We start from the raw sequence: 23,768 nt of genomic DNA on the forward strand, positions 1-23,768 counted from the left end.
AGTCTTGCGGGGCGAGTTGGTCGAACTTGCTGCCCAGCGCAAGCAGCGTTGTTTCCGAGAAATCGTGATTGCCAATGCCGGTGAGGCTGAAGGGTTTGCCGCTCAGTTTTCCGCCCTCGGCCAAGGGCGACTAATAGCGGTCGTGCATATTGCGTAGCCGACCCCGGACGAAACCGGTTTGCTTGATTTCGAGTGAATTGCTCGCAATGTTGTCGCGCGCGTAGTCGTCGATGAATTCAGTGCTGCGGAAACTCCGAATATTTTTGTCTCTGTTCTTGAAAAGCGAACCGCTGAAACCTGTATGGATCGTGTACTGGGCTATGACGGTCCGGTGGCTCAGGAATTGGACGGCTCGGATGTCAGTAAATTTGCTGGCTTGGTCATTTCAAACTCTGGTGTTTATTTGGCAGGTTTAAGAATCTTTTCAGCAAAATCGTGAGTTTGACCTCTTTGGCCGACAAATCCTGGGAAGGTAACCCCGTCATTTCTAGTGTGCCTGAATGCCGGGCAAGCTGTGTCCGCTGCTTCGAGCTAAGGCGATCGTGGACTGCCTTGATAGCCTTGACCGGGATCGACCATATAACCAATCCGCTCTGCCATGACCTCGTTGGTTTGTAGATCGATGACTTTGAGAGAGCTGCCGGCAATCCAGTATTCGCGCTCCTCATGAGTGGAGATATCGTCGAAGGTCAGGCCATACCGGGGAGCCGGACCTGTGGCGGGCTCTCGACTGAGTATGAATTGGTAGATATTCAAATCATAGTTTGGATCACGCTGAAGTTCGTGTTGAACTCCTGGCGCATTGATGTCGGCTTTCCGCACCGCTTTTCTTGCGGCCGTATATCGATAACGCACCCCATCCTTTGGATCAATGGTTTCCACATAGTGATAACCCAGGAGTTGCGTGACTCCCGGGGTCGGAGGCGGGGGTTCTTTTCCATCTCTGTTGCCATTGTGAAGAAGGACCTTGATATATCCGTCCCCGCCAACATCACTGCCGTAGGGATCGTCGAGATCGAACTGACGATTTAAATTTTCTTTATCGGCCCGCACCTTCAGCAATTAAATGCTTTCCACGTTATCGGCCGTGCGATAGATAAACAGTCCCGATTTCTTGCACCGCTCCTGCCACATCGCCAATGCCGTTTCGGAGCGCAGGCGCGCCTGCATATCAACCTTGGGTGCCGAGCAGCCGGTCAGCGCCGCAGAAGCCATCGATCAAGTCAGGCAATGGGCCAGTACGATCGAAATTTTTCTGTGCATTGCAGTCTTTTGTGATGGGAATGGGGCGGTGTTTGCTGAAATTATTTCGGAGAATTGCTTGCATTGGTGGCGTAGAGCGCGGCGCATCGCGCGGCACCTGTGCTCCGGCGGCGGCCGGAGCGGCCAGCTCTTGCGTCAGCTCCACTTGCGCGCCGCGCGCCGTTTCAGCCTCGCCGTCGCTTGGAAATGATCTTCACAACCTTGCAGTTGCCATTTATTGAACCTGCAACCTATTGATCGATATGGAGTGGCACACATGATGGAAGCGGTTTTGAAGGCATTCTCCAGTTTGATAATCTCAATGCCGGTCGCAGCGATCACACCGCTTGATTGTGGTCTGAGTTGATTAAATAGCCATCCAGTGCCGTAGGCTTGAAGTTGCTCAGTTTCATCCCGGCGAGTGCGACTCGTTCCTCGGGGTGTAATTGACGGTAGTGCTCTTGTCCTGACATCCCTGCACCTTACCGAAAGGGCGGGTTGCAGTTCGGATTGAAGAACTGCCCGGCAATATATCTTTTTGGGGGGGCACATCGATATTTTATGCTGCGAAAAATGAGGCGTTGAGATTATCGTGCATATTACGTCTCCGCTGAAATGGAAATTTTTAACTGGTATGGCATTATCCAGCTATTTTTTCTACTAATAATGCTGTACTTGCTGCTCCTCCTTTGCTGGCAAGCATTGCCTCGCGCAGAATCTCGGTGAATTGATGGAGTCGTGAAAATTCATCTCTAGGTTCGATTCTGAAAATAGTCCACTCCTCGCTGAGGTCCATTCCATTTTCCAGTCTTTTGGCAACCCTGGATTTCAAATCGTTCGTCATTGCGACGAGATACGTCGTGCTGTTAATAAAGAAATGAAATTCATGGTCTATTTCATCTGGATGCGGGGCGGGTTCGGGCCCGGCATTGGAGTGCCAGACCTCCCTCAGATAAATCTTCCGATCATCATCAATCACCCAATATGTGTCAGGGTGCAGTACACCCCTAGGTTTTGAAGATTCAATGCGCTCAAGCTGATAAAAAGAGCGGTCTTGTTCCGAAATCTTGCGATTAATGAACGCCATTTTTAACTCCAGCCATTTTCAAAGGTTCGATGCTTGCGTACTCTCTAATTTGCCATTGGACGCCAGGGTGCGCATCAGTAATTTGTTATGCAGTCCGGCGCATCTGCAAATTCGTCGACAATAGCAAAAATTCGACAAGCGTCGCGGCTTTTGTCATTGAATTTGGATTTTTTAACTCATTAATTGCTATGCCGGTCGCCGCTGAGTCATTTATTGCTTGCTATAAAAAGCGGTAGTCCCACCATGTGTCAATACATCGAGTTGCGCGATGAGTGCACTGAGACCATCAGTTGTACTGATAGCACCCGGTAATATATTTGCTTCCGCAGCGGCAAAAGCCGTTTATATCTCACTTTTGGAATTTAAAATTTGAAGGAAACTGTGAAATCTGGATGTAATTTTTTATATATGCGCCGTCACCCCTGACAATTAAGGCGGCCTTCAAAGTTTTAATAACTTCGTCGTGCGGCATTTCAAATGGGTGATTGGGAGAGTATGAAATGATTTTCTCCCAGACATAATCATGGACCGTTCCTTCTATGTAGGATCTAAAATTACTGGCGGGCATCATTTCAAAGACCAGCTTTTCCCCCTTGATTCTTAAGATCACGGTTTCAGACCAATCCCCTTCAGCCCTAACCTGCCAGTGCTTCCCTCGTATCCACAGGGCAATATCTCGCTCGCGATCAACGACCCAGTTTGTAACGTTTATACCCTCATTTTGACGATCGTTTTCGTCTAGCCATTCGGTCACAAAAGCCATCATCCATCTCCGAATTAAAATACCAACCAACGGGGTTGCGCGTGTGATCCGACTCGGATTCCATTTTTTTTTGAGGGCGCCAATTCGATATTCCGAAGGGCGCGGCGTCAAGCCTCAGGCGCTCCGATAATTCGTCGCTCAACCCGCAGCCTCATCGAATTCGTCAGTAATAGCCAAATACCACGAGTGTCATTACCGTCGCAGGCATAGAAGTCATCATTAATAAGACCTGCGAGGATGTTGTTGCCCCAGGCCGTCGTCATTGGCCTTGCCGAACAGGAAATCGACGTTGTCGTTTAGGTGGGGCGTGGCGTGTCGGATCGCTGGCGGGCCATGTCGCCGCAGTCCAAATGGAGGCCGAACTGGCAGTCCTGCCAGCCGCGCAGATAGATCGTGTTCTGTCGCTCACCCCGGAATCTCCGGCTCGACCAGATCGGCGAGTTGCAGCAGCGATTCCTGCCAGCCGAGGTAGCACAGCTCGACCGGGATGATTTCCGGAATGCCTTCCTGGACGATGCTCACGTCGGTGCCGCACAGCACCGGCCTGAGCTGCACGCGAACCAGCATTTCGCCGGGCATGTTCGGGTCGTCGAAGGTGTCCGAATAGCGGATCAGCTCGAACGGCACTAGTTCCAGATAAGTGCCGCCAAACGCATTGCCGTTGCCGCTGCCGAAGTTGGTGAACGACATCCGGAAGCTGCCGCCGACCTGCGCGTCGAAGTGGTGGACCTTGCAGACGAAGCCATGCGGCGGCAGCCATTTGGCCAGCGCATCGGGGTCGAGGAAGGCGCGGTAGATGCGTTCGGGCGGGGCGCGCAGGACGCGGTGCAGGCTGACGGTTCCGGTGGGCATGGCGGTCTTTCCTCGAAGGTTGCTGGAGCGCGATCGCGGCGCGGCCTGCGGATGCCGCGCCCGGCAATCATCGCTTTCACCGCGCCGGCCGCACTGCGTCGGGCGATGCGCGGTCGGCGCTCGCCCGACGCCGGCTCAAGGTCGCGTCGGCAGTGGCGAGAACTCCGCCGGCAGCCATGCATAGGCCTTGCCTTCCACTCGCACATGGCCGAGCCCGGGAAAGGGCAGATGCGCGCCGGCGACCCACCAGCCGTGGCGGGCGGCGTCGGCCATGAGCGCGCGGCGCGAGACGATGGCCCGGGCGCGGTCCACATCCACCTCGTAGGACGCTTCGGGCGCCGCGAACTGCACCGCGTGGTAGTGGACGACATCGCCCCAGATCAGCAGCTTGGCGTCGGCGCCGCCATCGATGAGGAAGGAGCTGTGGCCCGGGGTGTGGCCGGGCGAGGGCAGGAGCGACACGCCGTCGGGCAGCGGGTCGCCGGCGCCAAACAGACGCAGCCGGCCGGCCGCCGCATAGGGCGCGAGCATCTTGCGGGCGAGCGGAAACAGGAAGCGCAAGCCTTCGGGCATGCGCGCTTCGGCGGCGGCGTCGCGCACGAAGTCGTCGTCGGCGCGCGCGATCCAGAGCGTGGCGTTCGGGAAGGCCATCGCGCCGGCGTCGTCGGCGACGCCGCAGAGATGGTCGGGATGGGCATGGGTGATCAGGATCGTGTCGACCTGCTCGGGTCGGTAGCCCGCGAGCCGCAGGTTCTCCATCACATGGCCGAGCCCGCCGCCAAAGCAACGGGCCGTGCCGGCGTCGACGAGCAGCAGCTGCCCGGCGCGTTCGACGAGATAGGCGTTGACGGCGGTCTGCATGCCCTGGGGCGTTTCGGGCACGTAGCGGTGGTCGAGCAGGCTTGCGACGCGAGCCTCGGGCAGGCCCGCGATCTGGCCGCGCGGCAGCGGCACGACGCCGTCGAACAGCGCGGTGATGCGCAGCTGGCCGAGAGGCTGGCGGTAGTAGCCGGGCACTTGCGGCAGCTCGGCGGCGTCGGGTGGCGGCGCGGCCAGCGCGGCGCTGGCGAGCAGCGCGGCGGCGAGCGCGCCGGCAAGGCGGGGAAGGAAATTGCGCAGGCGGGGCGAAACGGGCGGGATCATCGACAGGGTCCGGTGAGCGGCGGATTGCCGCGGCGCACCGATGGTCACTCCGTCGACCGCGCCGATTCGCTCAATCCGCTGCGCGAATCGCTCAGCCTGACCGGGTCGGCGGGCCGGGCCGGTGGCGCGGCATTGCCGATGGCGCCCGGCTCCAGTCCGTAGCGCGCGATGAAGCGCCGGGCAAAGCTCGCGACCGAGCGATAGCCGACCCGCGCCGCCACCGTCTTGATCGGCCAGCTGGTGGTGTACAGCAGCGTGATCGCGCAGCCGAGCCGGGCTTCGGCCACCGTGGCGCCGAGCGAGGTGCGCTCGGCGGCGAGGCGGCGGCGCAGCGTGGCGCCGCTCAGGTTGAGCGTCTGCTCGAAGTCCGGCGAACGCCATTCGCGCGCCGGCTCGGCGGCCACCAGCGCGCGGATCTGCATCGCCACGCTGGCCGGTGGCGGCAGCAGCAGCCCGGCATGGCCTTGCTCGCACAGGCGGATCAGCAGCGCGACGATCGCGAGTCGCGCAGCGCCGGTGCGGCCCAGTTCGAGCGCCTCGGCCCAGGTGCCGAGTTCCTGCGCGAAGTCGGCGGCATGGGTCGCCACTACATCGGGGCCGGCGGTGCGCGGCATCGGTCCGGCCCAGAGCAGGCGTGCCGCGGCGAGCACCTCGTCGCACAGCGCGACGAGCAGGGTGCGATAACGGCCGCTGGCGAGGTCGGGGCGATTCACCGCGTCGAGCCGGCAGCCGCGCGTCATCACGAACATGGCGCCGGGCGCCAGTTCGAGATCGACATCGGCGCTGCGCAGCGACTTGCAGCCTTCGAGCACGATGGCGAGCGTGCTGCGGTCGATGACGGTCGAGCGCACCGCATGTTCGCGGCGCGCCGTCAGGCACAGATGGGATGCGCCGCCCTGACCCTCGGCCAGGGCCACCAGGCGTGCCAGCAGCGCTGGCGTGGATGTCGGCATGTCGGCTGCGCGGCCGGCTCAGGCGCGCGCACGCGCGAGCGGATTCGGCGTCGCCTCGGCCACCTTGCGCAGCAGGTTGCGGTCGGTGTGATGGAAGGGCTCGGCCTGGCCGAGGATCTGCAACACCGTGTCCTCGTCATACGACCAGCTGCCGTCGTCGTTGATGGCGACCTTGATGCGGAACTCGGTGGTGCGGAAGGCCTGGTTGAGGAAGGGCGTCGAGCAGATGCCGTAGGTATCGAGCCCTTGCGTGGCGACCAGCTCGAACGACTTCGCGTCGGGTTCGGCGCTGCCGCTGGCCATCGCCACCAGTCCGCGCGGAATGGTCAGCGTGTGGGTCACGGTCCTGGTGGCCGGCTCCCAGAGCCAGTAGCCGACCTGCTCGTGATAGGTCTTGACCTGATCGGGCTTGGTCACATGAACGTGATAGCGCAGCGCATAGATGAGCTGCGGGCCGTTGGTCACCGGATCGACCGGTTGCAGCTCGATGCGCTCGACGAAGGCCTGCTTCTTCGGGCCTTCGGCCTTGGGCTTCACGTCGAGGCCGCGCTGGCCTTCCCAGATGCCGGCCAGCGGGCCGAGCGGGCCCAGGTTGGCGAGGGTGTTCAGGTCGTAGCCCTGCGGCTCGGTGTAGATGTCGGGGGAGGTGGCATCCATGGATCGCTTCCATCTGCGGGTTGAGGAAAGACGGCGGGACAGCGCCGGCGGCCGATTCTAGAAGTGCCCCGGGCGCCCGCGCCGGCCGGCCCCGGCCGGGGCGCCAACCCTTCCCCGGTAAACTAGCCGATTGACTCCCACAGAGGCTCACGCCTCGCCCGCCATGACGCGCGACACCGCCACTTCCGCCGCCCACGCCATCGCCACCCTTCGCGTCCTGCCCGGCCCGCTCGCACTGAGCGACTTCCGCCGCCAGCGACTGCTCGACAGCCTGCAAGCCATCGACCCCGCCATCGTCGGCGTGTCGGCGCGCTTTCTGCACTTCGTGCACGGCGTCGATCTGGGTGACGACGCCCTCGCCACGCTCGGCAAGCTGCTGACCTACGGCGTGCCCTTCGACGACAAGGCGCACGGCCACATCGACGTGGGCGCCGCGCTGGTGGTCGTGCCGCGCCTCGGCACCATCTCGCCGTGGGCCAGCAAGGCCACCGACATCGCGCGCAACTGCGGCCTGGCCGGCGTGCATCGCATCGAGCGCGGCATTGCCTACAGCTTCAAGGTGAAGGGCGGCCTGCTCGGCAAGGCCAAGCCGGCATCGGTCGAGCGACTGGTGGAGCTGGCCGACCGGCTCGCGCCGCTGCTGCACGACCGCATGACCGAGAACGTCTGCCGCCCGGGCTTCGACTACAACGCACTGTTCGCCGAGCTGCCGCCGCAGCCGCTGGAGCATGTCGACGTGCTCGCCGGCGGCCGCGCTGCGCTCGAAGCCGCCAACCGCGCCTGGGGCCTGGCGCTTGCCGCCGACGAGATCGACTACCTGCTCGACGCCTTCACCAGGGCCGGCCGCAATCCGAGCGATGTCGAGCTGTTCATGTTTGCGCAGGCCAACAGCGAGCATTGCCGCCACAAGATCTTCAACGCGAGCTGGACCATCGACGGCGAGGCGCAGGACCTGAGCCTGTTCGCGATGATCCGCAACACGCACAAGCTCAATCCGCAGGGCACGGTGGTGGCCTACGAGGACAACGCCTCGGTCATCGAGGGCTATGCCGGCGCGCGCTTCGTGCCCAACGGGCCGGCTGCGCCCTACGCGCCACGCCCGGCCACCTACCACGTCCTGATGAAGGTCGAGACGCACAACCACCCCACGGCCATCGCGCCGTTCCCGGGTGCCGCGACCGGTGCCGGCGGCGAGATCCGCGACGAAGGCGCGACCGGCCGCGGCAGCAAGCCCAAGGCCGGCCTCACCGGCTTCACCGTCGGCAATCTGCGCATCCCCGGCTTCGAGCGCGCCTGGGAAAACGCCCAGGACGTGACCGTGCCGCCCGACCTGCGCCAGGCCATCGTGAGCGAAGTGGGCAAGACCACGGTCGCCAAGGCCGGCGCGCGGCCGGTCATCTACGGCCAGCCCGAGCGCATCGCCACGCCGCTGAGCGTGATGATCGACGGCCCCATCGGCGGCGCGGCGTTCAACAACGAGTTCGGCCGGCCCAACCTCTGCGGCTACTTCCGCACCTATGAGCAGAACGTGGGCGGCGAAGTGCGCGGCTATCTCAAGCCGATCATGATCGCCGGCGGCGTCGGCATCATCGACAGCACGCTCACGCACAAGCTGCCGCTGCAACCGGGCGCGCTGTTCATCCAGCTCGGCGGGCCGGGCATGCGCATCGGCATGGGCGGCGGCGCGGCCAGCTCGATGGCGACCGGCACCAATGCGGCCGATCTCGATTTCGACTCGGTGCAGCGCGGCAATCCCGAGATCGAGCGGCGCGCGCAGGAAGTCATCGACGCCTGCTGGACGCTGGGCGCGGGCAACCCGATCCTCAGCATCCACGACGTGGGCGCGGGCGGCCTGTCCAATGCCTTCCCCGAGCTGGCGCATGGCGCTGGAGTCGGCGCCGAGTTCGATCTGCGCGCGGTGCCGCTCGAAGAGTCGGGCCTGAGCCCGCGCGAAATCTGGAGTAACGAGTCGCAGGAGCGCTATGTGCTGGCGATTGCGCCCGAGTCGCTGGCGCAGTTCCGCGCCATCGCCGAGCGCGAGCGCTGCCCGTTCGCGGTGGTGGGCGTGGCGACGGCCGAGCAACGGCTGCGCGTGGTCGATCCGCTGCATGCGGGCAGCAGCGCCGCCGCGCCGGTCGACATGGACATGAACGTGCTGCTCGGCAAGCCGCCGCGCATGCAGCGCACGGCCGAGCACAAGCTGCGCACGCCGGCGCCGCTCGACGTGATCGGCATCGACCTGAAGGAAGCCGCGCTGCGCGTGCTGCGTCTGCCGACCGTGGGCGACAAGAGCTTTCTCATCACCATCGGCGACCGCTCGGTGGGCGGCCTGACGGCGCGCGACCAGATGGTCGGTCCGTGGCAGGTGCCGGTGGCCGATTGCGCCGTGACGCTGCTGGACTACGACGGCTATTGCGGCGAGGCCATGAGCATGGGCGAGCGCACGCCGCTGGCCGTGATCGACGCGCCGGCCTCGGGCCGCATGGCCATCGGCGAGGCCATCACCAATCTGGCCGCCGCGCCGGTCGCGCGCATCGAGGACATCAAGCTGTCGGCCAACTGGATGGCGGCCTGCGGCCAGGCCGGCGAGGACGCGGCGCTGTTCGACACGGTGCGCGCCGTGGGCATGGACCTGTGTCCGGCGCTCGGCATCAGCATTCCGGTCGGCAAGGATTCGCTGTCGATGCGCACCCAGTGGACCGAGGGCGAGGAGAAGAAGCAGGTCACCTCGCCGGTGTCGCTGATCATCACGGCGTTTGCCACGCTGGCCGATGTGCGGCGCACGCTCACGCCCCAGCTGCGCACCGACGCGGGCGATACCGAGCTGATCCTCATCGACCTGGGCGCGGGCCAGAACCGCCTCGGCGGCTCGGCGCTGGCCTATGTGACGCAGCAGCTCGGCAACGACGTGCCCGATGTCGACAGCCCCGAGCGGCTGCGCGCCTTCTTCGCGGCGGTGCAGGAGCTGAATGCGCAGGGCCAGATCCTGGCCTATCACGACCGTTCCGACGGCGGCCTGTTCGCGACCGTGGCCGAGATGGCCTTCGCGGCGCGCTGCGGCGTCAGCATCAATCTCGACCTGCTCTGCATCGACCCGAGCACCGGCGGCGAATGGGGCGATGCCAAGAACTGGGCCGATCAGGTGTCGGCGCGCCGGCATGAAATGTCGATGCGCGCGCTGTTCAGCGAGGAGCTGGGCGCGGTGATCCAGATCCGCCGCGACCAGCGCACGCCGGTGATGGATGTGCTGCGCGCGCATGGGCTGGGCGCCATCAGCAACAGCATCGGCAAGCCGAACAAGACCAATCTCATCGAGTTCTACCGCGACACCAAGCAGGTGATGGGCGGCACGCGGGCGGAGTTTCAGCAGGCGTGGAACGAGGCCAGCTGGCAGATCGCCCGGCTGCGCGACAACCCGGCCTGCGCCGATGCCGAACATGAACGCATCGCCGACGACGCCGACCCCGGCCTGCATGAGCACGAGCTGTTCGACCGGGGCGAGGACATCGCCGCGCCGTTCATCGCGACCGGCGTGCGGCCCAAGGTCGCGATCCTGCGCGAGCAGGGCTGCAACAGCCATCACGAGACCGCCTATGTGATGCACCGCGCCGGCTTCGACAGCTACGACGTGCACATGAGCGACCTGATCGCCGGACGCGCTCAGCTCGCCGACTTCCAGGGCCTGATCGCGGTCGGCGGCTTCAGCTACGGCGACGTGCTGGGCGCCGGCGAGGGCTGGGCCAAGACCATCCTCTACCGGCCGCAGCTGGCCGAGCAGTTCGCGGCCTTCTTCGCGCGCGGCGACAGCTTTGGCCTGGGCGTGTGCAACGGCTGCCAGATGATGGCCAACCTCGCGCCGATCATCCCCGGCGCCGAGGCCTGGCCGCGCTTCACGCGCAACCGCAGCGAGCAGTTCGAGGCGCGCTTTGCGCTGGTCGAGGTGACGGAATCGCCGTCGGTGTTCTTCAGGGGCATGGCCGGCAGCCGCATGCCCATCGTCGTGTCGCACGGCGAGGGCTTTGCCGACTTCAGTCAGCACGGCAGCGTCGACCGCGCCATCACCGCGCTGCGCTACGTCGACAACCACGGCGCGCCGACCGAGGCCTATCCGCTCAATCCCAACGGCAGCCCGCGCGGCATCACGGCCGTCACCACGCCCGACGGGCGCTTCACGGCGATGATGCCGCACGCCGAACGGGTGTTCCGCACCGTGCTCCAGAGCTACTCGCCCGAGCGCTTCAAGCGCGACGCGGCGCGCGAGGACAGCCCGTGGATGCGCATGTTCCGCAATGCGCGCGTGTGGGTGGGGTGAGCGGCAGCGAGCAGGCGAGGGCGGCGCGACCGCCTCGGGCCGCCGAGCCGCTGGCGGCGCCGGTCTCGCGCGCCAAGCCGCCGGGCGGGCTGGTGCGCGTGGTCAACGCCTTCTTCAACACGCTGCGCGGCCTGTCGGCGGCGTGGCGCGGCGAGGCGGCGTTCCGGCAGGAGGTGCTGCTGGTCGCGGCGCTGGCCGGCTTCATCGGCTGGTGGGGCGCGAGCGCCGCGCAGTGGGTGGCCTTTGTCGCGGCCGGCGGCGCGGTGCTCGCCTTCGAGCTGGTCAACACCGCCATCGAGGCCGTGTGCGACCGCGTGACCACCGAGCGCAACGAGCTGATCCGCATCGCCAAGGACGCCGGCAGCGCGGCGGTCGGCGTGGCCATCGTCGTGCTGATGGCGGTGCTAGCGTGGATCGTCGCCGGCTGAGGCCGATCAGGCCTTCTTCACGAACTCCGACTTGAGCGACATCGCGCCCACGCCGTCGATCTTGCAATCGATGTCGTGATCGCCGTCGACCAGCCGGATGCTCTTCACCTTGGTGCCCACCTTGATGACGAGCGACGAGCCCTTGACCTTCAAGTCCTTGACGACGATGACCGAGTCGCCGTCGGCGAGCGGCGTGCCGTTGGCATCGCGCACCACGCGCGGACCGTTGGCGGCTTCGGCGGCGTCGCCGGCCTGCGGCCATTCATGGCTGCACTCGGGGCAGATGAAGAGCGCGCCGTCCTCGTAGACGAATTCGGAATTGCATTTCGGGCACTTGGGAATGCTCATGGGCTGCCTCTGGCTGTGATGGGAAAGGGCCGCGAGTGTGCCCCAGGCGGGCGCTGGATCGGCCCTTGCACGCATCGGCGTCAGCCGTCGCCACGCGCGACGTTCCCGACATTCCCCACGGCCCGACCATGCCCATCAAGTTCTACATGACGCCCGGTTCCTGCACCACCGGCATCCACATCCTGCTCGAAACCATCGGGCTGCCCTTCGAGGCCTGGATCGTCAACATCCCGGCCGGCGACAACCTCAAGCCCGAATACCTCGCCCACAACCCCAAGGGCACGATCCCGACGCTGGTGCTCGAAGACGGCAGCGCGCTGACCGAATTCCAGTCCATCGCCTACTGGCTCGCGCGCAGCTATCCGCGCCGCAAGCTCATCCCCGAAGACCCGCTGCTGGCCGCGACGGCGGTGGAAGCGATGGCCTTCGCCTGCGGCCATCTGCACGGCCAGGCCTTTGCGCGCATCTTCACGACCGACAAGTTCGCGCTCGACGAAAGCCAGTTCGAGGCCGTCAAGGCCCGTGGCCGCGAGATGGTCGAAAAGGATTTCGCGATCCTCGACGCGCAGCTGGCGGGCAAGGAATACATCGCCGGCGAGTTCTCCATCGGCGACGCGGCGATCTTCTACAACGAGTTCTGGGCCGACCGGCTCGGCATTCCGCTGCCGGCCAATGTGAAGGCGCATTACGAGCGGATACGCGCGCGGCCCATCGTGCGGGCGGTGCTGGCGGAGGAGGGCTACCGCTGAACGCCGGTCACGGCGCAGTCTTGAGCACCGCGTCGCTGGTCAGGAATTTCTCGCGCCCGAGTTCGCGGATGACGGTGTCGGTTTCGGTGGCGCGCAGCAGCAGCACAAGCCGCTGCTCGGTGCCGATGCGCAGCTCGGTATCGACCTCGACCGTGGCCTTCTTGCCGTTGGGCGACAGCGTGATCGAGCGGATCTCGTAATCGGCGTTGATGTACAGCTCCTCGCCGATCTGCTCGGAGAGCCGCCGCTTCAGTTCGAGCAGCCTGGGCAGCGACTCGCAGGCGCCGGCCTTGTCCAGGCTTTCCTCGACGCCGCCGCCGGGCGCGGGCCGGCTGGCGTGGCCGCGGAACTTGTCGTCGTACATGCGGCACAGCGCTGCGCTGTCCTCGTCGAGCATGCCCTGGCTGTAGGCACGGTAGAGCCGGTGTACGCCGGCTTCGTCGATCTTGCGGGCGGGGCCGAGTGCATAGGCGACGGTGGCGCCGAGGAGGACGAGCAGGATGGCGAAGCGCATGGCGGATGGGCGGGAGGTGGAGGGCGCGCGGATTGTGGCCCGTCCCGCGTCGGCCGGCCGCCTGATGGTTTCTGCCGCCCTGGTGCCCGGGTTCAGGCCGGATCGCTTGCGCCGAGCGCCGACGCCGTCCAGTCCCAATCCCCGCGTCCCTTGGCCACCGCCGCCGCCAGCCGCCCCTGGGCCAGCTGCGCGAGCGGCATCGCGACGCCCGCCTTGCCGGCCGCATACAGCACCAGATTCGCGTCCTTGAGCCCGAGCGACAGCTTGAAGCGCGCCGGCCGGTAGTCGTGCGCCGCGATCTGGGCGCCGTAGTTCAGGTAGATGGGCGACGGAAAGATCGACGCGCCGAGCACATCGACGAGCGTCTGGCGCGGCAGCCCGTACTGCTCGCCGAGCGCCATCGCCTCGGCCATCGCCTCGATGGCACCCATGATGAGGAAGTTGCCGCCGAGCTTGAGCACATGGGCCTGCGCCGGATCGCTGCCGAGCGGGAACACCTTCTGCCCGAGCGCCGCCAGCAGCGGCTGCACCCGGGCGCAGGCCTCGGCCGGGCCGGCGCTGAGCACCCACAGCTTTGCCGCCGCCGCCGCATCGGGCCGGCCGAACACCGGTGCCGCCACATAGGCCGCGCCGCGCTCCGCATGCAGCGCCGCCAGCGCCTGCGCGGTCTGCGGCGCGATGGTGCTCATCGACACATGGATGCCGCCGGCGCCGAGCCGCGCGCCGAAGCCGTCCGGGCCGCTGACCACGGCATGCAGCGCGGCGTCGTCGGCCAGCATGGTGAAGACGATGGCGTCGGCGCCGACCGCCTCGGCCGGCGTGGCGACCGGCAGCGCGCCGAGCGCGACCAGGTCGGCGGCCTTGTCGGGCGAGCGGTTCCAGACGCGCAGGCGGTGGCCGGCCTTGAGCAGGTTGGTGGCCATCGCATGGCCCATGGCGCCGAGGCCGATGAATCCGAGTTCCATTGAGCTGTCCTTTGCGGTTGGGTGGCGTTCAGTGCTGGGCGGCTTGCCGCAGGCTCGCTTCCAGGCGCTCCCGGGTCGCAGCGACCAGCCGCTTGAGCCCGAGTTCCTGCGTCATGCGTGCCAGCGCCGCGTCGCCGCTCGCGCCGCTGGCCAACACAGCGCCGGCCAGCGCGACCAGTTCTGCATCGCAGGTTTCCTTGATGGTGCGACTGCTGCCCTCGGGCGGGCTGCGGTAGACCGCCGGCGCGGCCGGATCGCTGTCGAGCGGCCAGAAGAATTCGCCCGTCGCCTCGGTCGTGACGCGGCAGGTCAGCCGCGCCAGCGTCACCACGCGGTCGCGGATGAGCTTGCCGGTCCGGCCCCAGCCGTGGGCAGTGCCGATGCGGCGCGCGAGCACTTCGTCGAGCACCGGCCCTTCGATGCCGACCACATGGCAAATCATCGCGGCCAGCGTGGCGTCATAGCCCGGCGCGTGAAAGGCGTCGGCATCGGGTCGGGCCACGGCGGTCGGGTCGGCCTCCTCGAATCGGCCAAAGCCGGCGAGCGGCAGAGCGTCGTTCATGCCGGCATAGGGCAGGGCGGCTGCTTCGTCGCCGGCGGGCGGCTCGACTGGAATCGGTGGCGGCGCGGTGTCGTCGGGCCTGCGCGTCGGGCTGCCGCCGTCGGGCTCGGTCGACGGCAGCGTCGGCGCCTCGGGCGCTTCGACCGGTTCGGGCAGCACGACCTCGGCCAGCGCCCGCCGCGCCTTGGCCTCTTCCAGCAAGACGCGCAGCCGCGCATCGGTGCGGTCGAGCGTGCCGACCGGATCGGTCCACCAGTCGGTCGACCAGATGCGCACGATCTCCCAGCCCAGTCCGCGCAGCACCTGCTCGCGCAGCAGGTCGCGGTCGCGCGCCGTGGCCGAGCGGTGATAGGTGGCGCCGTCGCATTCCACGCCGGCCAGATAGCGCCCCGGCGCGTCCGGATCGACGACGGCGAGGTCGATGCGGAAGCTCGATGCGCCGATTTGCGTTTGCAGCAGCCAGCCCCGGCCGGCCAGCGCCGCCGCCACCGCTTCCTCGAACGGACTTTCAAAGCCGCCGAGGCTGCCGCGCGTGGCTTCGGCCAGCGCACGCGGGCCGCGCTCGGCAAATTCCAGAAAGTGCTTGAGGTCGCGCACGCCGGCGGCCTGGGTGCGCGACAGGTCCATCTGGTCGGCGCGCAGCGTCGAGAACACGCGCAATTCCTGCCGCGCCCGGGTGATCGCCACATTGAGCCGGCGCTCGCCGCCGTCCTTGTTCATGGGGCCGAAGTTCATCGACAGCCGGCCCGCCGGGTCGGGCCCGTAGGTGATCGAGAAGTACATGAGATCGCGCTCGTCGCCCTGCACGCTTTCCAGGTTCTTGACGAACACCGGCTCCAGCTGGGTCTCGGCAAAGTGCGACTCGATGGACGGATCGCGCCGGCATTCCTCGTCGAGCAGGTCCTGGATGAGCTTCATCTGCTCGGTATTGAAGGTCACCACGCCGACGGTCAGCCCCGAGGCGCGGAAGCCCGGCGACTTGAGCCGCGCCACCAGATCGGCCACCAGCGCCTTGGCCTCGGCCTGATTGGTGCGCGCGCCGCCCTTGGCATAGCTGCCGTTCACCGCATGAAAGCTGACCGCGCGGTCGTCGGTGGCCGGGCTCGGGAAGGTGACCAGCTTGCCGTCGTAGTAGCGGTGGTTCGAGAAGGCGATCAGGTTCTCGCTGCGGCTGCGGTAGTGCCAGCTCAGGTCGAGCGTGGGCAGGTTCGCGCCCAGGCATTCGTCGAGGATGCTGTCGAGATCGCCTTCAACATCCTCGTCGTCTTCCTCGGCATCGCTGCGGCCAAAGAAGTTGCTCGGCGGCAGCTGCTTCGGGTCGCCGACCATCACCACCTGACGGCCGCGCGCCATCGCGCCGATGGCATCCCAGACCGGAATCTGCGAGGCCTCGTCGAACACCACCACGTCGAACAGCGAAGCGCTGGCGGGCAGGAATTGCGCGATCGACAGCGGGCTCATCAGCAGGCAGGGCGTGAGCCGCGACAGCGCGGTGGGGATGCCGGCCACCAGCTGACGCAGCGGAATGTGGCGCGCCTTCTTGTTCATCTCGCGGCGCAGCAATCCCCATTCGACGTTCTTGCCGATTTCATCGGGCGCCGGCAGATCGGCGCACAGCCGCGCCTTGACCCAGCTGCGCGTCAGTTCCACGAAGCGCCGGTCGAGCTGGCGGAAGTCGCCAATGCGCTTTTCATGCTCGGCCGACACGAAGCCGCGAATCACCGGCTCGTCGTCGACCACCGCATTGAGCCACCAGCGCGCATAGGCGGTCTCGAACGCCGCGCCGATGCCGTCGGGCGCGACGCTGCCGCGCTCGACCGCCTCGATCAGCGGCAGCAGGCCGAGCGCCAGCGCCGCCGCGCGCGCGCCGCGCCAGCCGCACCAGGCGCGCAGCCGGTGCTCGTTGCCGGCGATGGCGGCGCAGTGCGCTTGCAGCGCAGCCACGCCCAGCTCGGCCAGATCGCCGCGGTCGCCGTCGGCGAATCGGGCGCAGCCGGCAAAGCCGTCGAGCGCGGCGGTCAGCGCGCTGCTGGCGGTCGCCACGGTCTTGCCGGCATCGGCAATGGCGCCGGCCGGATCGAGCAGTGCATTGCCTTCGCCCAGCAGCTGCATCAGCGGCGCGGTGACGGCGCCAATGCCTTGCGGCGTGCCGGCCAGTTGCGCCACGGCCGCCGCCAGCCCGGCCTGGAACTTGAGCGCCTGCTCGACCAGCTCGACCCGGGTCGCCAGACCGTTCCAGAGCTGGCCGGTGGCGGCCGCCAGCTCGGCCAGCGCGGCGAGCTGGCGCTCGATCTCGTCGCGCTCGCGCAGCGTGGCCAGATCGGCGGAAAACACGGTGCCGAGCTCGCCGCGCGCCACCGCCGCATGCTCGCCGGCCAGCACGCCCGAGGCGGCGACCGCCCGCCGTGCGCGCTGGAACGCGAGGGCGGCATCGAACAGCTCGGGCGCGGTGGCCAGGCCATTCCAGGCACCGTCGGTCACGTTGCGCAGGCGGTCGAGCGCCTCGATTTCGGCGCGCAGGGCGGCCAGGCTGCGCAGCCGCGTCAGCTCGGCGCGCAGGGCTTCGCCGCAACGGCCGTCGGCCACCGGTTCCAGGCCGCTGTCGTCCCAGGGCTGTTCGGCGCGGGCCGCGACCAGCGCGACCTGAAGCCGCAGCGCGGCCTGCACCGCCGCCGGCTTGCTGCGCAGGCCGAGCCAGACCTCGGCCGCGAGCGGGCCCGGATCGAGCGCCGCCAGATCGGCGCGCAGCGTGCGCAGCCGCGCCAGCAGCGGCAGGTCGCGCGCCGGATCGGGCTCGCCGCCGTCGGCCATGGCGGCTTCGAGTTCGCCGCGCACCTTCTTCTTGCCCAGGCTCGACAGCGGCCAGATGGCGCTCTCGGCCTTGGCCCAGTCGCGCTGGAGCTGGCCGAGGTTGAGCCGCTCGACCGCCTCGCCGTAGCGCACCGACAGGCCGTTGCCGGTGTCGGCAATCTCGCCGAGCAGCGCCAGCCCGCGCGCCAGATCGGCGCGGGTGTCGGCCGGCCAGGGCTGGCCCAGCGCGGCGAACGCGGTCGCGCCGCGCCGCAGCAGGGCCAGCGCCTTGTCGGCATCGGCCAGCAGGGCGTCGTTCCAGGCCGGCGAGATCCGCGCATTGAGCGCCCGGTGCCGGGCCAGCAGCGCCAGTCCGTCGCGCAGCCGGTCGGCAATCGCGCGCGCATCGGTGGCCAGGGCAAAGCGCCAGTCCTGCCCGGCCGCCTGCGGCAGCAGCTGACCGAGCAGGGCCAGCGCCTGCCGTTCGCGTCGCAGCAGGGCAAAGGCGGGCAGGCCGGTCTGGCTGGCAAGGCGGGCGCCGGCCTGCTGCATGACCAGGGCCGCAGCGTCGAGCTTGCGCGCCGCGTCGATCAGCGCCTGCTGCCAGGCCGGCGACCAGTCGCCGACATCCACGCGCGCAAACGGGCCGTCGCGCAGTGCCTGCATGCCGACCGCCGTGGCATTGACGGCAAGCCGGTCGACCGCCGCGCGCAGGGCTTGCATCGCGGCCTTGTCATGCGCCTGCGGGCCGGCCCAGCGCAGTTCGGGCAGCGGCTGGCCGCTGCCGGCGACCACCCGGCCGATGGCCTCGTAAACGGTCATGCCGTTGCCGTGCACCCAATGCAGCCGCTCGACATAGCGGTTGAGTTCGGTGCGCAGCCCTTGCAGCCGCTGCGCCTCGTCGCGCCAGGCCTCGGCATTGCCGTCGCCGCGCGCGGCCCAGGCCTGCTTGAGCTGCTCCAGCACATCGAGCTTGCGGGCCTTGCTGGAATGCAGTTCGAGGCAGAACTCGCCCAGCCCCACCTCGCGCAGCCGCCGGTACACCACGTCGAGCGCGGTGATCTTTTCGGACACGAACAGCACCTTCTTGCCTTCGGCCAGGCACTGCGCGATGAGGTTGGCGATGGTCTGGCTCTTGCCGGTGCCGGGCGGGCCGATCAGCACGAAATCCTTGCCGCGCGCGGCTGCCATCACCGCCGCCAGCTGCGACGAATCGGCCGGCAGCGGGCAGAAGGTCTGCTCGGGCGAGAACTCGGCATCGAGCCGATGGCGGGCCGGAAACGCGCCGCCGCTGCCATAGCCGTCGCGCGGCGTGTCGATGAGGTGGCGCACCACCGGGCTTTCGCGCAGCTGGTCGGTGCGCTCCGACAAGTCCTTCCACATCAGGTATTTGGCAAACGAGAACATCGCCAGCGCGACTTCCTCGGTCACCTCCCAGCCCGGGATGTCGCGCACTGCCTGCGACACCGTGCGCCAGATCGCGCCGATGTCGAGCCCGGCCTCGTCCTTGGGCAGTTCGGCGCCGTCGAGCCCGGGCAGGGCGAGCTGGAAGTCCTGGCGCAGCATTTCGAGCAGCGTCGGGTTGAAGCGCGGTTCGTCGTCATGCAGCTTGAGCGTGAAGCCCGAGCGCACGCTCTTGCGGTCGAGCGTGACAGGCACCAGCACCAGCGGCGCGCGGTACTTGCGCGCCTCGCCCTTGGCCGGCTTGTCGGCCGGAATCCAGCTCAGAAAGCCGAGCGCGAGGAACAGCGTGTTCGAGCCGCCTTCCTGAAGCGTGCTGCGCGCGCTGCGGAACAGCTCGACCAGGCGGCCTTCCAGATCGCCGTCGGTCGCGTCGACGAACACTTCGCTGCGTTGCAGCAGCGCCTCGCGCGCATGGGCGCGCCGCACATCCTCATGCGAGCGGCCTTCGTGGATCTCGCGGCTGCGCGGATCGCTGCCGTCCATCAGCGCCGGGCGCGGCAGCAGGCGCAGCGCCTTGCCCTCGGCCAGCAGGTCTTCGAGTTGGCCAGGATCGGGCGCGTCGAGCGTCAGCGCCTTCTTGCCGGCCTTGAAGTTGAGCAGCGGATTGCGCATCGACAGATCGAGCAGCTTGCGCTGCCAGCGCGTGATGCGGTCGCCGGGCGTGACCGGCGCCTCGTCATCGGCGGCGGGCGCGCTGCCGACCTGCGGCGGCGCGTCGTCGATGACGCCCGGGCCGGTGACAGGCGCGTCGTCCGGCCCGCCCTGCACGCCGGCATCGGCGCTGGCCAGCGGCTTGATGCGTTGCAGCCGCGCGCGCCGGATGTCGATGACCAGCTCGAAACTCTCGTCATGCTCCTCGCCCACCTGACGCGTGCCGAGCTCGGTGGCGTGGGTAAAGGACGGCACCGGCCGGTGAGTGACGATCGTGGTCTCGAACAGCACCAGCTCGCCGAGCTTGATGCGCTTGCGCAGCGCGCTCGCATCGTCGACCACCACGGTGCTGAACTCTTCCGGCCGCAGCCACACGCCGGCAAACGCATGACCACGCGTGAACACCAGCAGCGGATGCAGGCCGGCCTGCTCGATGACCGAGCAGAACATCAGCGCCAGATCGAGGCAGGTGCCGAGCCGCGCATCGAGGATCTGCGTGATGCTGCGGACCTTCTGGCCGCTGTACTCGAAGCTGGCCGGCGGCAGCGCGTAGACCAGCCCGAGGCTGCCGACCGTATTCCAGATCGCCGAACTCAGCTCCCAGGCACGCTTCGGGCCGGCCTTGTAGCCGTCGATCGCCGGGCTGCGCCCGTTGGCGCGCAAGGCCTCGGCGGCCTGCTTGAGCAGCCGGTCCACCGACGGCTCGTTGGGCTGCACGAAGGCCGCGACGATGTCGGGCAGCTGGGCCAGCCCGCCCCACTGGTTGCGCGGCAGCAGCTCGATGGTTTGTTCATGACGCGCCAACTCGCGCGTGCCGTCGGCGGTCAACAGCAGCAGCCGCACGCTCGCCGTCTCGGCCTCGGTCAGCCGGGTGAGCAAGGCACCGTCGAGCGCGATGTCGCGGTCGGGCAGATGGCGCGTCTCGCCGGGTGCCAGCGCATCGAGATGCCAGCTGCGCGGGCGCAGAAAGGGCGGCTCGGAATCGATGCGCAGTTCGAGCGCGCGCAGCGGATCGGCGGTTTCGTTGACCACCGCCAGATCGCGCAGCAGCGGCACGGCGTTCTGGAAGTCGGCCAGGTTCAGCTTGCCGGCCAGCGCGATCTGGAGCCGGGGCGCGGCGGGCGGCGGGGCGACCGGTTCCTGGACGGCGGGTTCCTGGACTGCGGCGTCCTGCGTCGGTGCTTGCATGGGCTTGGCTTTCGGGTGCGCCTCGGCGCGAGATGACAGTTCGTCGATTGTCGCGGCGGCATGGCGCGGGCGTCGGCGAGTTTCGAGCGATGCCGCAAGTGCGCTGCGGTTTGATGCTGCATCGCCACGCACTGCATGCCATCGACGCTTTGCCCGGCGCCGGCTGTGGGTCATATTCGCCCGACCCTTCCACCAGCCCCGCCATGGACCCCGCCCGCCCGCTTGCGCCCGTCTCCGCCGCCGACCTCGACGACAGCCGCCTGCTCGCGCTGTCCGTCGATCCGGGCGCGGCCCTGCGCAGCGCGCTGCTGGCGCCGGCCGACGCTGCGCCGCGCCTGCTGCTGGGCATGCGCGGCTGCGGCAAGACGCATGCGCTGCGCCTGTGGTCCTGGCCGCTCGCCGGCCAGCGTGCGCCCGACGCCGACGGGCTCGATCTGGCGCGCGCTGACGCGATGCTGGCGGTGCATCTGCGCCTGAGCGCCTTCGACGCCCAGCGCTATCGCGCGCGCGGCGCCCAGCCGGCCGGCTGGCTCGCAGCCTTCGCGCGCCAGCTCGAATGGCGGATTGCCGAGCGCCTGCTCGGCGTGGCGATCGCCTGGCGTGCGCGCTGCGCCGGCGCCGGCTTCGACGAAGCGGTCTGGCCCGGCGGCGCCGGTCCGGCGCCGCTGCTGGCGCAGATCGTCGCCGCGCGGCGCCAGCTCGACGTGGACGCCGCGCGCGCCGCCGGCAGCCGCGCGCCCCAGCCGGCGCGGCTCGCCAGCCTCGACCTGCCGGCCCAGCGCGCCAGCCTCGACACGCCGGCGCAGCAGCACGCGAGCCCCGGCACGCCGGCCGCCGCTGACCGGCCCGGCGCGCTGCTCGCCGCCATCGGCGCGGCCTGGGCGCGCTGGCATGCCGACCTCGCCGACCTGCCGCTGATCTGCATCGTCGACGAAGCCGAGCAGCTGCCCGCCGCCCAGCTCGCCGAGCTGGTCCGGCTTGCCGGCACCGCCGCCACGCTGCGCTGGCGCATCGCCGGACGCCGCGAACTCGACGCCGAACCGGCCTTCGCCGGCTGGCCGCGCCATTGCGCCGACGACCTGCTGCGGCGCCTGCCGCACTGGCCGGTGCTGGCGCAGGCGCTGCTCGACCGCCGGCTCGCGCCCGGCGAACTGCCGCCGCTGGCCGACGGCGCCACGCCGCAAGGCGCGGTCGGGCTCGCCGCGCTCATCGACGCCAGCGCCGGCAATCCCGGCCTGCTGCTCGGCCTGTTCGACCGGCTCGCGCTCGCGGTGTGGCAGCGCGGCTTTCGGTTTGGCATGGCCGACGAGGAGAGCGGCGTCGAGGCGCCGCTGCCGGCCGCGCTCCAGGCCGAGGCGCTCGCCGCCAGCGCGCGCGATTTCTTCGAGCCGCCGGCGCTCGCGCGCAGCGATCCGCGTCATCACGACGCGCGCCGCCTGCCCGCGCCCGCCGCCCGCGATGCGCTGCGCCGGCTCGGCCTGCTGATTGCCGCGCTCGCCGGCCGCAGCGCGCCACGGCTGCAACTCGCCACCGCCGGGCTGCCGGCGGAGGCTGCCGCCAACCTCGCTGCCGCGCTCGATGCGGGTTGGCTGATCGACCTGGGCAGCGCGCGTGCCGAGCCGTCGGCCGGACCCGCCGGCGCGGCGCCGGCCGGCGCCGCCGCGTCACCGACCGCAGCCGTGCCGACGGCCGCCGCGTCGCCCCCGGCCGCGCTGTTCGACATCCCAGCGCCGCGCCAGCTGCCGCCGCGCCTGCGCGTCGCGCTGCATCCGCTGGTCGCGCTGCGGCTCGAGCTCGCCGCCGGCACCGAGGCCGCGCCGCTCGCGCTCGATGTAGCGCGGGTCGCGGCGGTGTTCGGCGCCACGCCGGCCGAGCGCTTCGCCCGCCTGCTGGCGGCGCTGGCCGCCGCGCCGCGCGATGCCGCCGATCCGCCCGGCGAGCAGGCGACGCTGTTCTAGCCGCGCAGCAGCCGCTGGGCGCGCGGCGGCAGAAAGGCCGGATTCCAGACCGCCTCGGCGCGCGGCCGGACCTTGAGCGCAAACACCTCGGCCACCTCGTCGAGCTGCTGCTGGAAATTGGCCGCCACCACGTCGCCAATGCCATTTGCGCGCGATTCGGCGGTGGCCACGTATTGCGCGGTAATGCGGAATCGCTCGATTTCGGTCGCCTCGTCGAGCAGAGGTTCGCGCTGTTTCACGAACGCCACTGCCGGCGCCGGATCGATCAGGCATTCGAGCATCGCGCGATGGGTGGCGCGCACGAATCCCGCCACCGCCTTCGGATTCTCGGAAACGATCTTGCTGCCGGCCAGGACCGCATTGCCGTAAAGCACCACGCCACTGTCGGCAAACGGCAATACCGCCAATTCGGCCGGCTTGATGCGCTGGAACAGCGACAGCGCCGAGTCGTGGAAATAGGTCGCGCCATCCACATCGCCGCGCACCACCACATTGTCGCGCGCGCTGAAATCGGTCGTGACCCATTGCAGGCTGTCGGCTGGCATGCCGAGCTTGCGCGCCGCCATCGGCCAGGCGCGTTTCGTCGATTCGACCGCCGCCGCTGCAATCCGCTTGCCGGCCAGACTCTTGAAATCGGCAATTCCGCGATCGCGCCGGCCGATGATCGCGAATGGCGCCCGGTTGTAATACTGATAGACCGCCTGCACCGTCGGCCGGCCATCGTTTTGCGCGACAAATTCCATCAGCGAACTGACATCGCCAAAACCCATGTCATAGGCGCCGCTCGCCACCCGCGTGATCGATGCCACCGAGCCGCTGCCCACGTCGAAATTCACGTCGAGCCCTTCCTCGCGGTAATAGCCCTTGCCGAGCGCCAGAAAGAACGGTGCCATCTGGCCGCTGATGCGGAAATCGAGCGTGAAACGGATCTTGCTCAGCGAGGGCTGGGCAATCACCGCCGGCGCGGCGAGCGCGGCCAGACCGCCTTGCAGCAATTTGCGACGAAGAAGCGAAGTCATTTCAGAGTCCTTTGATGTGTGCGCCATGAATGACGGGCGCGCGCCAAGCGACGGCCGAGCGCGCCCCTTGCCGACGAAACGCAGATTTCGTCGAGCGGAAAACGGAAAGGGAATGGCCCGCAG

18 protein-coding genes are annotated in these 23,768 nt (G+C 68.0%); 5 read left to right on the forward strand and 13 right to left on the reverse strand.

Going from position 1 to position 23,768, the window contains the following annotated elements; all coding sequences use genetic code 11:
* Nucleotides 1–301 precede the first annotated feature (301 nt).
* Nucleotides 302–439, forward strand: coding sequence for a hypothetical protein (locus tag B9P64_RS25635; RefSeq protein WP_176256774.1), 138 nt, complete (start codon nt 302–304; stop codon nt 437–439).
* Nucleotides 440–531: 92 nt separating this feature from the next.
* Here B9P64_RS25635 and B9P64_RS24290 read toward each other — a convergent pair whose 3' ends face one another.
* From B9P64_RS24290 to B9P64_RS08890, 8 genes are all read right to left on the reverse strand, one after another.
* The gene (locus tag B9P64_RS24290) at nt 532–1,062 is read right to left on the reverse strand and encodes a hypothetical protein (RefSeq protein ID WP_139826214.1); all 531 of its coding nucleotides are present in this window, start codon (nt 1,060–1,062) and stop codon (nt 532–534) included.
* Nucleotides 1,063–1,171: 109 nt separating this feature from the next.
* Entirely contained in the window at nt 1,172–1,408 is a 237-nt protein-coding gene (locus B9P64_RS24295) for a hypothetical protein (RefSeq protein WP_139826215.1), read from the reverse strand.
* A gap of 474 nt (nt 1,409–1,882) precedes the next feature.
* On the reverse strand, nt 1,883–2,329 hold the full coding sequence (locus B9P64_RS24300) for a hypothetical protein (protein WP_139826216.1): 447 nt from the start codon (nt 2,327–2,329) through the stop codon (nt 1,883–1,885).
* A gap of 349 nt (nt 2,330–2,678) precedes the next feature.
* Nucleotides 2,679–3,092, reverse strand: a complete 414-nt coding sequence (locus tag B9P64_RS24305; RefSeq protein WP_139826217.1) for a hypothetical protein — start codon at nt 3,090–3,092, stop codon at nt 2,679–2,681.
* A gap of 405 nt (nt 3,093–3,497) precedes the next feature.
* Nucleotides 3,498–3,944: an SRPBCC family protein gene (locus B9P64_RS08875; protein ID WP_085315847.1), complete on the reverse strand. Its 447-nt coding sequence runs from the start codon at nt 3,942–3,944 to the stop codon at nt 3,498–3,500.
* Between the two features lie 135 nt (nt 3,945–4,079).
* Nucleotides 4,080–5,087, reverse strand: a complete 1,008-nt coding sequence (locus tag B9P64_RS08880) for an MBL fold metallo-hydrolase (protein WP_085315848.1) — start codon at nt 5,085–5,087, stop codon at nt 4,080–4,082.
* Nucleotides 5,088–5,131: 44 nt separating this feature from the next.
* A complete protein-coding gene (locus B9P64_RS08885) occupies nt 5,132–6,040 on the reverse strand; it encodes a helix-turn-helix transcriptional regulator (RefSeq protein WP_085315849.1) in 909 nt (302 codons plus the stop codon).
* A gap of 18 nt (nt 6,041–6,058) precedes the next feature.
* Nucleotides 6,059–6,697: an FABP family protein gene (locus B9P64_RS08890; RefSeq protein WP_085315850.1), complete on the reverse strand. Its 639-nt coding sequence runs from the start codon at nt 6,695–6,697 to the stop codon at nt 6,059–6,061.
* Nucleotides 6,698–6,860: 163 nt separating this feature from the next.
* Here B9P64_RS08890 and purL point away from each other — a divergent pair, with 163 nt between their 5' ends.
* Both purL and B9P64_RS08900 read left to right on the forward strand, forming a co-directional pair.
* The gene (gene purL, locus B9P64_RS08895) at nt 6,861–11,009 is read left to right on the forward strand and encodes a phosphoribosylformylglycinamidine synthase (protein WP_085315851.1); all 4,149 of its coding nucleotides are present in this window, start codon (nt 6,861–6,863) and stop codon (nt 11,007–11,009) included.
* A complete protein-coding gene (locus tag B9P64_RS08900) occupies nt 10,967–11,437 on the forward strand; it encodes a diacylglycerol kinase (RefSeq protein WP_085315852.1) in 471 nt (156 codons plus the stop codon). The genes purL and B9P64_RS08900 overlap by 43 nt, the downstream gene beginning before the upstream one ends.
* A gap of 6 nt (nt 11,438–11,443) precedes the next feature.
* Here B9P64_RS08900 and B9P64_RS08905 read toward each other — a convergent pair whose 3' ends face one another.
* Complete coding sequence (locus B9P64_RS08905) at nt 11,444–11,785, reverse strand: zinc ribbon domain-containing protein YjdM (protein WP_085315853.1); 342 nt, start codon at nt 11,783–11,785, stop codon at nt 11,444–11,446.
* Nucleotides 11,786–11,913: 128 nt separating this feature from the next.
* Between B9P64_RS08905 and B9P64_RS08910 the strand changes: the two genes are divergently transcribed.
* On the forward strand, nt 11,914–12,534 hold the full coding sequence (locus B9P64_RS08910; protein WP_085315854.1) for a glutathione S-transferase family protein: 621 nt from the start codon (nt 11,914–11,916) through the stop codon (nt 12,532–12,534).
* 7 nt (nt 12,535–12,541) lie between these two features.
* Here the strand turns inward: B9P64_RS08910 and B9P64_RS08915 are convergent, their stop codons facing one another.
* From B9P64_RS08915 to B9P64_RS08925, 3 genes are all read right to left on the reverse strand, one after another.
* On the reverse strand, nt 12,542–13,048 hold the full coding sequence (locus B9P64_RS08915; protein ID WP_085315855.1) for a hypothetical protein: 507 nt from the start codon (nt 13,046–13,048) through the stop codon (nt 12,542–12,544).
* A 92-nt stretch (nt 13,049–13,140) separates the two neighbouring features.
* Entirely contained in the window at nt 13,141–14,013 is an 873-nt protein-coding gene (locus B9P64_RS08920) for an NAD(P)-dependent oxidoreductase (protein ID WP_085315856.1), read from the reverse strand.
* A gap of 28 nt (nt 14,014–14,041) precedes the next feature.
* Nucleotides 14,042–20,668, reverse strand: a complete 6,627-nt coding sequence (locus B9P64_RS08925; RefSeq protein WP_085315857.1) for a DUF3320 domain-containing protein — start codon at nt 20,666–20,668, stop codon at nt 14,042–14,044.
* Between the two features lie 203 nt (nt 20,669–20,871).
* Here B9P64_RS08925 and B9P64_RS08930 point away from each other — a divergent pair, with 203 nt between their 5' ends.
* Nucleotides 20,872–22,626 (forward strand): ORC-CDC6 family AAA ATPase, encoded by a 1,755-nt coding sequence (locus B9P64_RS08930; RefSeq protein ID WP_085315858.1) that lies wholly within the window; start codon nt 20,872–20,874, stop codon nt 22,624–22,626.
* Here B9P64_RS08930 and B9P64_RS08935 read toward each other — a convergent pair.
* Nucleotides 22,623–23,645, reverse strand: a complete 1,023-nt coding sequence (locus B9P64_RS08935; protein ID WP_085315859.1) for an ABC transporter substrate-binding protein — start codon at nt 23,643–23,645, stop codon at nt 22,623–22,625. The genes B9P64_RS08930 and B9P64_RS08935 overlap by 4 nt on opposite strands.
* Between the last annotated feature and the right edge of the window lie 123 nt (nt 23,646–23,768).

The sequence above is a fragment of the Derxia lacustris genome, from assembly GCF_002105195.1.
Classification (GTDB): Bacteria; Pseudomonadota; Gammaproteobacteria; order Burkholderiales; family Burkholderiaceae_E; genus Derxia; species Derxia lacustris.

Excerpts from the sequence above, each read along its gene's own strand:
- B9P64_RS08925 (WP_085315857.1), bottom strand. The coding sequence starts at position 20,668 with ATGCAAGCACCGACGCAGGACGCCGCAGTCCAGGAACCCGCCGTCCAG.
- B9P64_RS24305 (WP_139826217.1), bottom strand. The coding sequence starts at position 3,092 with ATGGCTTTTGTGACCGAATGGCTAGACGAAAACGATCGTCAAAATGAG.
- B9P64_RS08920 (WP_085315856.1), bottom strand. The coding sequence starts at position 14,013 with ATGGAACTCGGATTCATCGGCCTCGGCGCCATGGGCCATGCGATGGCC.
- B9P64_RS08930 (WP_085315858.1), top strand. The coding sequence starts at position 20,872 with ATGGACCCCGCCCGCCCGCTTGCGCCCGTCTCCGCCGCCGACCTCGAC.
- B9P64_RS25635 (WP_176256774.1), top strand. The coding sequence starts at position 302 with ATGGATCGTGTACTGGGCTATGACGGTCCGGTGGCTCAGGAATTGGAC.
- B9P64_RS08905 (WP_085315853.1), bottom strand. The coding sequence starts at position 11,785 with ATGAGCATTCCCAAGTGCCCGAAATGCAATTCCGAATTCGTCTACGAG.
- purL (WP_085315851.1), top strand. The coding sequence starts at position 6,861 with ATGACGCGCGACACCGCCACTTCCGCCGCCCACGCCATCGCCACCCTT.
- B9P64_RS08885 (WP_085315849.1), bottom strand. The coding sequence starts at position 6,040 with ATGCCGACATCCACGCCAGCGCTGCTGGCACGCCTGGTGGCCCTGGCC.
- B9P64_RS08910 (WP_085315854.1), top strand. The coding sequence starts at position 11,914 with ATGCCCATCAAGTTCTACATGACGCCCGGTTCCTGCACCACCGGCATC.
- B9P64_RS08880 (WP_085315848.1), bottom strand. The coding sequence starts at position 5,087 with ATGATCCCGCCCGTTTCGCCCCGCCTGCGCAATTTCCTTCCCCGCCTT.
- B9P64_RS08935 (WP_085315859.1), bottom strand. The coding sequence starts at position 23,645 with ATGACTTCGCTTCTTCGTCGCAAATTGCTGCAAGGCGGTCTGGCCGCG.
- B9P64_RS24300 (WP_139826216.1), bottom strand. The coding sequence starts at position 2,329 with ATGGCGTTCATTAATCGCAAGATTTCGGAACAAGACCGCTCTTTTTAT.
- B9P64_RS08915 (WP_085315855.1), bottom strand. The coding sequence starts at position 13,048 with ATGCGCTTCGCCATCCTGCTCGTCCTCCTCGGCGCCACCGTCGCCTAT.
- B9P64_RS08890 (WP_085315850.1), bottom strand. The coding sequence starts at position 6,697 with ATGGATGCCACCTCCCCCGACATCTACACCGAGCCGCAGGGCTACGAC.
- B9P64_RS08875 (WP_085315847.1), bottom strand. The coding sequence starts at position 3,944 with ATGCCCACCGGAACCGTCAGCCTGCACCGCGTCCTGCGCGCCCCGCCC.